General features: G+C 46.7%; 8 protein-coding genes. All 8 read left to right on the plus strand.

All coding sequences use genetic code 11. The features are described from left to right. A partial coding sequence (locus HA48_RS21090; RefSeq protein WP_425270678.1) for a bacteriophage T4 gp5 trimerisation domain-containing protein occupies positions 1-670 on the plus strand: 670 nt, incomplete at its 5' end. A gap of 2 nt (positions 671-672) precedes the next feature. Then, complete coding sequence (locus tag HA48_RS21095; RefSeq protein WP_128603062.1) at positions 673-1,827, plus strand: DUF2169 family type VI secretion system accessory protein; 1,155 nt, start codon at positions 673-675, stop codon at positions 1,825-1,827. Then, positions 1,820-3,112, plus strand: a complete 1,293-nt coding sequence (locus HA48_RS21100) for a Tle-like phospholipase domain-containing protein (RefSeq protein ID WP_128603063.1) — start codon at positions 1,820-1,822, stop codon at positions 3,110-3,112. The genes HA48_RS21095 and HA48_RS21100 overlap by 8 nt, the downstream gene beginning before the upstream one ends. 7 nt (positions 3,113-3,119) lie before the next feature. Next, a complete protein-coding gene (locus HA48_RS21105; protein ID WP_244182922.1) occupies positions 3,120-3,869 on the plus strand; it encodes an ankyrin repeat domain-containing protein in 750 nt (249 codons plus the stop codon). Positions 3,870-4,314: 445 nt separating this feature from the next. Beyond that, the gene (locus HA48_RS21110; protein ID WP_128603064.1) at positions 4,315-4,980 is read left to right on the plus strand and encodes an ankyrin repeat domain-containing protein; all 666 of its coding nucleotides are present in this window, start codon (positions 4,315-4,317) and stop codon (positions 4,978-4,980) included. A 497-nt stretch (positions 4,981-5,477) separates the two neighbouring features. Beyond that, entirely contained in the window at positions 5,478-6,236 is a 759-nt protein-coding gene (locus HA48_RS21115; protein WP_244182923.1) for an ankyrin repeat domain-containing protein, read from the plus strand. Positions 6,237-6,273: 37 nt separating this feature from the next. Continuing rightward, positions 6,274-6,660, plus strand: a complete 387-nt coding sequence (locus HA48_RS21120; RefSeq protein ID WP_128603065.1) for a hypothetical protein — start codon at positions 6,274-6,276, stop codon at positions 6,658-6,660. 406 nt (positions 6,661-7,066) lie between these two features. Beyond that, on the plus strand, positions 7,067-10,219 hold a 3,153-nt coding region (locus HA48_RS21125), incomplete at its 3' end, for a DUF6531 domain-containing protein (RefSeq protein ID WP_139807998.1).

Genomic DNA, 10,219 nt, shown 5'->3' on the forward strand with positions numbered 1-10,219 from the left:
CGAGGAGCAGGTGTGGCTGCATGCTGAGAAAAATATGGACACCGAGGTGGAAAATGATGAAACCCACTCGGTTGGTAGTAATCGCACCAAAACCATCGGCGGCAACGAAACCACTGAGGTCAAAAAGAACCGCACTGAAACCGTCGATCAGAACGAAACCATTACCATTCACCAAAACCGTACGGAAACAGTGGACGGCAATGAAACCATCACCGTGCACAGTAACCGCACTGAAACGGTTGATCAGAATGAAAATGTGCGTATTGGTCAGAATCAGTCAGTGACTATCAATGGCAACCAAACGCTGAAAGTCGATCAAACGAAAACTGAAACGGTCGCATTAGCCTCGATGTTAAATGTCGGGCTGGCGCAGAATACCAACATTGGTGCTGCTTATGTACTCAATGTGGGGGCCGGCTGGATGACTAACGTCGGTGCGATGCAAATGCACAACGTTGGCATGAAATATTTGCTTAATACCGGGCGGGATATTGGCCTTTCAGCAGGAACATCGGCGGAGTTTAGTGCGGAAGACAAGATTACCCTGGTTTGTGGCGAATCGATGATCGTGCTCGAACAGAACGGCACCATTACCATCAGTGCAAACAAAATTAAGCTGGTTGGTGAGAAGGTGATAGACATTGACGGAACGCAGATAGATATCAACTAACTATGGAAAATTTTGTCAACTATAGTGCTTTCCCGGCACAGCTTTTTGAGTCGATAGACCAGCACGATCATGGATTTAGTGTGCTGGTGACACGCGTCAGTTACGATCTGGATATTCACAGCGGCCAACTTACGTTATGCGAAGATCAGGGTGAATTGGTTGAACAGGATGAATATTACGATGAGCCGGGCAGAAGCAGTGTTCGATTCGAGAGCGATCTGGCACCCTATAAGCCGCGTTTGGATGTCATTATCAACGGTAGTGCTCACGCTCCGGAAGGTAAGCCGGCGCGTCATTTCACCGTCGGAGCGCGTATTGGCGATTTTACCCGTTTACTAAACGTGTATGGCCCACGCGAGTGGCGCAAAATGGTGACTAGCTGGCAATTAAGCGAGGCTAAAGCGATCACTGCTCTCGAATTACGTTACGAGCATGCGCAGGGTGGAATGTTCCGCTTAGAGCATGGCGACGAGATTGCATCCGCCACTAACAGCGTCGGTGTTGGCTGGTTACCCGCCAGGGCGCAGAAACAGCTTAAGTTACAGCGTATCGCAGCGCCACAGTTTGAATTACTGCCCCAGCCGATTAAAAACATTGATGATGAAACCTTACCTGCCGGTTTTGGTTTTTATGGTCGTGGCTGGAAACCGCGTATTGGCTTTGCCGGTACTTATGACGAGGCGTGGAAGCAGCAGCGTCATCCTTTTCTGCCGCAGGATTTTCGCTTTGATTATTGGTGTGGCGCTCATCCATGGATGCAGTTTCCATTACCCAAGCCGCTGTCGCATATTCCGGTTACGCTAAAAAACCTTATCTCACAACAGGATAAGCCCGGACAGGAAATCAGTTTTTCAGTCCCGGTTGAAACCTTATTTGCCTTTGTCACCACACAACTGGGGGCTGGAGTAAGCTACGATTTGCAGCTGGACACGCTGGTGATTAATTTGCCCGAGCGCAAAGTGCACTGTACTTATCGCACAGTGTTTTCTGAATTGCTTGAGGCAGCAGTAACAGAGTTACGCTTCATCACTGCAAAGGAACGTAAGGCGATAGTGCAGAAGGCACAACAACAAATCGCGGATACCAATGACGATAGTTTTACCCCGCTGCCGCCTTCACTGGTAGGGCTCATCTCGCAGGAGTCAGGTCATGGCTGATAATTATGCTGCACGTAAAGATGGTGTGTATAAGGTGGTGGGATTACTACCGGATTTGTGTTTCACCCCTGGAATTCAGCCGCCAGTGCCATATCCGGTTACTGCCACACTGGCACCCTCAAAAAGTACGGTGGAAAGTGTACGTTTCAATGGTCACCCGGCATTCGTCTATGACATCAGCTTTGTGCCTACGACTATTGGAGACGCGGCTGGGCGTAATAAAGGGGTAGTCAGCGGTACGGTAGAGGGGGACTGCTGGTCAATTGAGCACAGCCCGGATACCTATATCGGAGGTTTTCCCCTTAACCGCGTACAGGACATCTTTGCCATGAACGGTAAGGCTAAGGGAGGGCGCGGCGGTAATCTGACCAAAAAAGAAACCTGGGAGCGACGCAAGGCGCTGATAGCCAAAGGTAAACAGAGCAGTGACCCAAAAGTTCGGGCAGCCGCTGAAAGGCTGGAACTGAATAATACGGGGATGGAAAAGGCGAGACTGGCCGACTATGTTTATGAACCACGTGATCCTACTAAGCCTATGCCAGAAATACCTGAAGGCTGGAGTGATATTAGTAATGATTCAGACGCTTTAGCAAAATATGGTCTAACAAAAGATGATTTAAATTCTGAATCAGCGCCTCAATTTAGAACAAAGGTGTATATGCCTGATGAAAATGTATTTGGGAAAGATATGTCAACTTCTGTGGTATTTAGAGGTACGCAATCTGGTCCCGACTGGGCCGTCAATGCGAAACAGGCATTCGGAGGCGAAAACGAATATTATAAAAAAGCAGTAGGTATTGGTAACTCAATCAGAATGAGTAATCAAAATATAGATTGTGTCGGTCATTCATTAGGTGGTGGTTTAGCTTCAGCGTGTTCCCGCAGCAGTGGTAAACCCGGCTGGACATTCAATGCAGCAGGTTTAAATAAAGCAACAGTGGGCCAATATGGCGGTGAGATTCAAAAAAGTGTAAATGGGAAAGAAGTAATCAATGCTTACCGTGTCAAAGGGGAGGTATTGACTAGTGCACAAGAACCTGGTTTATGGGGGATAGGCATTATAGCCGCTTTTGCAGGGCTAGGAACATTAATCGGCGGACCTTTTGGTGCCTTAGTTGGGGTAGGGCTAGGCACAGTAATAGTTTCATTGCCAGATAGCGTTGGACTTAAGCATGATATGGATGGTGGTAAGGGTGACCCAGTAAGCCGACATTTTATGAGTCAGGTTATGCCTTGTATAGAGCAAGAAAAAAATACTGATGAACTGATTTTAGAAAAAAGCTGAGGTGACTGTGAAGAGAATTTTATATAAACTGTCCTATTATGTGCCATTTCTGGCTTTTCTGACATTTTCAAATGTGAGTTGTGCAAACATGAATACTCCTAAACCAGAAGATTATTTTAGCGGCAATCAACTGCAGCTCGCTCAGGCCATAAAGAATGAAGAAGTGAGTGAGGTGAAGGAGTTGTCTCATACAACGAAGCTGAATGCTCCAGGTAAAAATAATATGACTTTACTTATGTTTTCACTTTTATCTGCAAGTGATCATAAAACAGATAGAAGTTTGGAAATAATATCAAGTTTAGTGCGAGCTGGTGCGGATCCTCTTTGGAATATTCCTGAATATGGCAGTGCTGCAGATGCTATGGCCCGCTCAAACGATCCCCGCTATCTTAAAGCATTGATTGCAGGAGGACTTGATAAAAATGCTGTAAGTAGTGCACGTCCATTGATCATGAACGCAACGTCAGAAAAATCAATGCCTGTGCTGGAATATCTTGTCAGTATAGGTGCCGATGTTAATAAGCCCGATACCGCTGGTAAAACGGCGCTTATTTTTGCTTTGACAAGAATGGACCTGGATCAGGTTGAATACCTCTTGCATCATGGCGCCAACCCAAACGCAGTAACAAAAGCGGGATGGGGGTTCAGCAATTTACTCGAAGACATGCTTAAGAAGGAAGGTAAAAATAATGATGCTACGGCACTTAAATTAATGGAAATCAAAAGGCTTGCTGTTGCTAAAGGCATGCGGATTTAATTTTTACTGTTTTTACCTCTTAATTTATGGGGTTCTATGACTTCTCCATACAAGATATTGTCGTCAGATTAGAACCTCAACCTACAGATTAGTGAGGTTTTAACATCAGCTCAAGGGCTTGGCTTATGGGGAGGCGCGCTGGTTGCTACTTTAGGTGGCGTAGGGGCGTTACTGGGAGGAGTAGTGGAAGCTGCTATTGGTTCAACTTTAAGGATGATCATACTCGCTCTCCCCGCAGCACTTGGATTAAAGCACGATATGGAGTGTGGGGTAGGAAATCCTGTTAATAGACATTATATGAGTCAGGTTATACCCTTGATAGAAGCAGAAAAATAGGCTGATGAAGAAACGTTAAATATATTGTGAGGGATGTATGATAAAAAATATTATAAAATTGCTCTTTCTTATTTCTTCTATTTTGATTTCTAATGTAGGGTGCGCAAGTATGAAGTTGTCTGAGCCAGAGGTTTATTTTAGCGGCGGGCAGCTGCAATTAGCCCAAGCGATTAAAGAAGGAAATATTAAAGAAGTTGAAGCCTTCTCTTCTAATGTGAATTTAAATAAGCCAGGTGGTGAGGACATGACTATACTGGTTTATTCATTGCTCGCAGCAAGCAATAATGACACAAAGGCAGGCTTTGATATCATCTCTTTACTCGTTAAGGCCGGGGCAGATCCACTATTTAACATACCAAATTACGGAAGTGCAGCTGAAGTAATGGCGACTTCAGACGATCCTCGTTATCTCAAGGCATTAATTGTTGGAGGACTAGATAAAGATGCAGTTAGTAATTATCGTCCGTTGATCATTAATGCGACTTCACACCATTCAAGGAAAGTGTTGGAATATCTGGTCGATATTGGTGCTGATGTGAATAAACCTGACTCAGCAGGTAAAACTGCACTGATGGTGGGACTAGGGAGATATGATTTAGATGAAGTTATTTTCTTATTAAATCATGATGCAAACCCTAACGTAAAGAATAAAGCGGGCTGGGGGTTTAGAGAGATGCTACAGAAGAAAATTGAGAAAGGTGATAATGAAATTACAATTGAGAAGCTTTTTGAAATAAAAAGACTGGCTGAAAGTAAAGGGATGAAAGCTTTTTAAGAAGCAAAGGCGATGCTACCATTTTTTACAGGGATGTATTTATTCTTTTCTTTTGCTTATTATTTATGATTTTTTTCTATAAGTGTTTATGAGATAAGTTTAATTGGATAAATGTTTATCATGTAATTCATTTAAAGCTGCTGCCGCTATAGGAGAAGGAAATGCTCCTGTTGTGGATATTTTCCTAAGGACGATATTCTGAACAGCACGGGCAGGAAGGGAATGAAGCATTTTATATATGAATTTTTACTGTAACAAAGAAAGATATCATTGCTCAAATGGTAACCAAACTGATAAATAAAGGCGAAGATCCGTTGTGCATTATTCTGAATATGGCAGTGTTGCAGGTGCTATGTCCTGCTAAAACGATCTTTGCTATCCTAAAACGTTGATTGCTCAGGAGCCTGATAACAATGCTGTTAGTAGTGTACGTCTATTAATCATGAGCGTAACGTCAGAAAGCTCAAAGCCTTTGTTGGAATATAACGGAAATAAAAATGGTTCACTATAGTATAAATAATAAAGTGAAGGTCTCTTTTATTTTATTTTTTATATCATTATCATCCTTTGGGTGTAGTGCGATGAAAAACCAACCTGCTGAGAATTTCTTTTCTGGTACGCAGTTATCTCTTGCTCAGGAGATTGAACGTGGTAACGAACCAGAAGTTAAAAGCCTTGCAATGAAAACTGACTTAAACAAACCCGGCAAGCAAGATATGACGTTATTATTTTTTGCCTTGCAAAATAGTTATGATAAAGATAGACGAAAACTCGTAATTGTTTCAGATTTGGTCCGGGCCGGAGCGAATCCGTTGCAAAAAATTCCTGATATGGGTAGCGCGGCTGAAGCTTCAGCGAAATCAGATGATCCTGTTTTTATTGCGGCTCTGATTGACGGCGGAATGAGCCCAAATGCCGAAGTAGAGGATACTCCGATTATTTTTGGCGCCGCTTCTGAACATAGTTTAAAAGTCATGAGCTACCTTGTTAAGATGGGTGCAGACGTCAATAAAAAAGATTCACTTGGACAAACGGTTTTGATTGAATGTTTATCAGGTTTTCAATTGGATAATGTCATCTGGTTACTGGAGCATGGCGCAGATCCGCGAGTTACAACTGATAATGGTTGGGGTTTTAATAATATGCTCGCAAAAATCATAGAGCGCCAGTCGAATGGCAGGAATACTGAAAAGTTGCAAAAGATTAGAAATCTGGCTATCAAAAAGGATATGGAATGGCCTCCGGCTGACTATTAGTCGTTTAGCGTTAGAAAATTCGATAAAAGGAGGTGGTGTGAAATTAATTACTGTGGCTTCTATGGCGATCATGTTATTTTCATTTAACTGCGCAGCAGGAAACCAATTGTCTCCTTCAAGATTTTTTGACGCAGGACAACGTGAGTTGGCAGTTCTGATAAAGGACCAGTCTCTCGATGAGATTAAAGAAAAAGCAGTTTTTACCGATCTCAATTCCCCCGGTAGAGAAGGGATGACTCTTCTGATCTACTCCTTACTGAATGCAGTTAACAATAAAAATGCTATTGCAGACCAAGCTGTCAGTGTGCTGGTAAGAGCCGGTGCCGATCCTCTATTTAATGTTCCACATTACGGAAGTGCAGCTGAAGTGATGGCGACTTCAGACGATTCTTGTTATTTGAAGGCATTAATTGATGGTGGTTGAAAAAAATGGACCAGGCTCAGGTTGGATACTTATTACATCATGGTGTCAACCCAAACGTAGTGACAAAGGCTGGATGAGGTTTCAGCAATTTACTCGAAGACATGCTTAAAAAGGATGGTAAAAACAATAATGCTACGACACTTAAATTAAATGAAATTAAAAGGCTTGCTGTTTCTAAAAATATGCGAATTTGATTTTTAGTTTTACTTTTTTTACCCTCTTGATTTATGGGTTTCTGTGTTCTCTCCATGAAAGATATTGTCGTCAGATTGAAACGTTAACCCACAAATGATTTAGCCGCTATTTTAATGGCGGCTGCGTCAAAGTTACTTTGCCTTTTATTAATCTGAATGTATCCGCACATATCCTCACTCATTAATACCTGAATTTCGTGCACGGAGCTCCAATGGCAACCGGAAACACAATTGGTAAATTACAGTATGCGCCTGCGCCACAAGGCCATGTAACGGCGGGCAGTGCCAACCCGCCTAAAAAGAAAAGCTGGTGGAGCGATTATGGCGACTGGGTGCACACCGGCCTGGATGTCCTTGGCGCAGTGCCCGTCATTGGTGCCGTAGCAGATGGCGCTAATGCTGCTATTTACACTGCTGAAGGTGATTATGGCAATGCTGCGCTATCCGCTGCTTCAGCGGCGGCCAATTTCGTGCCTGGCGGTGGGGCCGCGTTCAAAGCGGGTAAGCTGGCAGCGAAAGCCGGTAAAGCAGTTGAGGCGGCAAAAGTTGGGAAAACCGTCGCCAAAGAAACTTCAACGCTGGCTGAAAAAACAGCCATGAAGACTGAAAGTAAAGCTGCTAAAGCAGAGGCCAAAGCAGCAAAAAAAGAAGCTGATAAAGCTATTAAAGCGAAAAATGCCGGCAGTAATAAAGGTGGTAATGATAAAGGCCGTGGGCAGAAAAAAACTGAGCCCTGCAAAATTCCGCAAAGACCGTTGCCTGAGGTTGAGATGGCAATTGGCAGCCCGGTAAATCCTTTGTTGGGTATAAAATTACTTTTTGATGAGCAGGATCGGGATTTTTCCTTCCCCGCTGCGGTGCCGCTTAACTGGCAACGTTTTTATTTCTCCGATGAAACAGGTAATGGCTGGCTGGGGCAGGGATGGTCTTTACCTCTCTCTCAGGAGGTACGTAAAAACAATCAGCTACTGGTTTTGGTTGATGAACTGGGGCGAGAAATTGACTTCCCCTGGCCGCTGCCGGGTCGGGAGCCACAGTTGCATCGTTATGAGCAACTGTCACTCTCCCAGCCACTGCCAGATGAATTTTGCATTTCTGCCGCCGATGAAAGTCAACACTGGCACTTTACCCATCAAGTGGAGGAGGGGCGCTGGCTACTTTCGGCTATCAGCGATCGCTATGGCAACAGCCTTACGGTGCAATATAACGCGCAACATCAGCCGGAGCTGATCACTGACAGCGCAGGCCGTCGTTTTAATATCACGTTTATCCGTCTCAAACTTCAGAACGAGCAAATCGTTGAGCGTATCTCTGGTGTGAGCGTTTGTTATCCTTCTGCTCCGCTAAATGCCGAAAAGCTCTGCAGTTACGACTATTCCGCGGAAGGCGATTTGATCGCCGTGCGCAACGAGTATGACGAAGTACTGCGTGAATTTCGGTACCGAAACCATGTAATGGTGGCGCATCGTCGGGCGGGCGAGATGGAGTGCTTCTATCACTACGATAAACACGCACCGGATGGCAAAGTACTGGCACATCGCGACGATCTCGGCGGCGAATGGCATTTCGAGTACGGTCTCAACAGTACTACCGTTACCGATGCGCTGGGCCGTGTTACGCGCTATGACTTTGACGATAATCATGAGCTGACCGGCTTTCTTGACGCTGCAGGTGGCTATATACGCATTCGTCGTAACGCGCGTGGCCAACTGACACAGCTTACCGATCAGGCCGGTCGCGTGAAGCGCTATCGTTACGATGAGCGCGGCAACTGTACTGCGGTTATTGAACCGGATGGTCAGACTACCCGCTTTGACTATCATGCACGCTGGAATCTGCCTGTACGCGTGACAAACATGCTGGGCGGCATGCGGGAATATCATTACGACGTCGCGGGCAGCCTGATACGTTTTACTGATGAGATTGGTCGCATCACCGAATATAACCACGACGATCACGGCAACCTGGTTCGTATTCGTGACGCTGCAGCGGGTATACAGAAACTAAGCTGGAACAGCGCCGGATTTTTGATTAGTCATACTGACTGTTCCGGACGTATCACACGCTTTGACTATGACAAATACGGCTGGCTCAAACAGCAAACCGATGCGGCTGGCAACGTTACCACTCTGTACAACCGCCGTGATGGTCTGCCGCAGCGTATCGTACATGCCGATGGCAGTTTCGAGCGCTTTGAGTATGACCGCTGGCAGCGCATGACGGCCTGGCATGACGCACAGAATCAGTCAACCCAGTGGACACTGGCGGGTGACGGTCTGCCGCTGGTACGCACAGACGCGCTCGGTAACCACATTGGCTATGAGTACGATCGTGCGCGCCGTTTGGTTGCGCTTATTAATGAAAACGGCGCGCGCTACAGCTTCAGTTACGATGCGCGTAACAATCTGATTAGCGAACAGGGGGTCGATGGCTCTGTTACGCACTATGAATATGACGAGGGCGGTTACGCGGTGGCTCGCACCGAGCGGGGCGATGGCAGTGGCCCTGACATTCGTACGCGCTACCGCCGTGATAGCGCTGGCAGATTGCTTGAGAAGCTGGTGGCGCGCGGCGGGGATGCAATGTGGCAGCGTACCCGCTTCAGTTATGATGCGTTGGGACGGCTGACGGCCGGCGTCAACCATGGCGGACGCGTGGAGCTTGAATGGGATGATGCCGGCCAGCTACTGGCGGAGCGTAACCTGATCCGTGGCATCAATCACGAGCTGCGCCATCAGTATGACGAGCTGGGTAACCGTACCCACACCAGGCTACCCGATGGCCGTGAGCTGAGCAGTTTCTATTACGGCAGCGGTCACCGGGTTCAGGTCAATTTTGGCAACCGCGTCATCAGCGAGAGCGAGCGCGACGTGCTGCACCGTGAAGTGCGCCGCACTCAGGGCGCACTGACCAGCGAATATGTTCACGATGAGATGAGCCGGCTGGTAAGCCAGCGTGCTCTGCGTGGCGACAGCACGGCGGTCGCGCGTGATTATGTGTGGCAACGCGACGGACAGCTGATGCAGATGGTGGATCATTACACCGGGGACCACCGTTACGAATATGACGCGCTGGGCCGTCTAACGCGGACGCGTGATGAACGGTTCGCCTTTGATCCGGCACATAACCTGCTGAGTGACCTTGGTGCGCCGCCGTTGAAGGATAACCGTCTGAGGGTGCACGAAGACCGGCGCTGGGCGTATGACAGCTTTGGCAACGTCACGGAGAAACGCGTTGGGCGGCATACGGTACAGCAGTTTTTCTGGAACGCAGAACATCAGCTATCAGAGGCGGTATGCACGCGTAACGGCACAGAGCAGCACACCACCTACGGTTACGATGCGTTCGGTCGTCGCAGCTGGAAG

Source organism: Pantoea wallisii, from assembly GCF_002095485.1.
Classification (GTDB): domain Bacteria; phylum Pseudomonadota; class Gammaproteobacteria; order Enterobacterales; family Enterobacteriaceae; genus Pantoea; species Pantoea wallisii.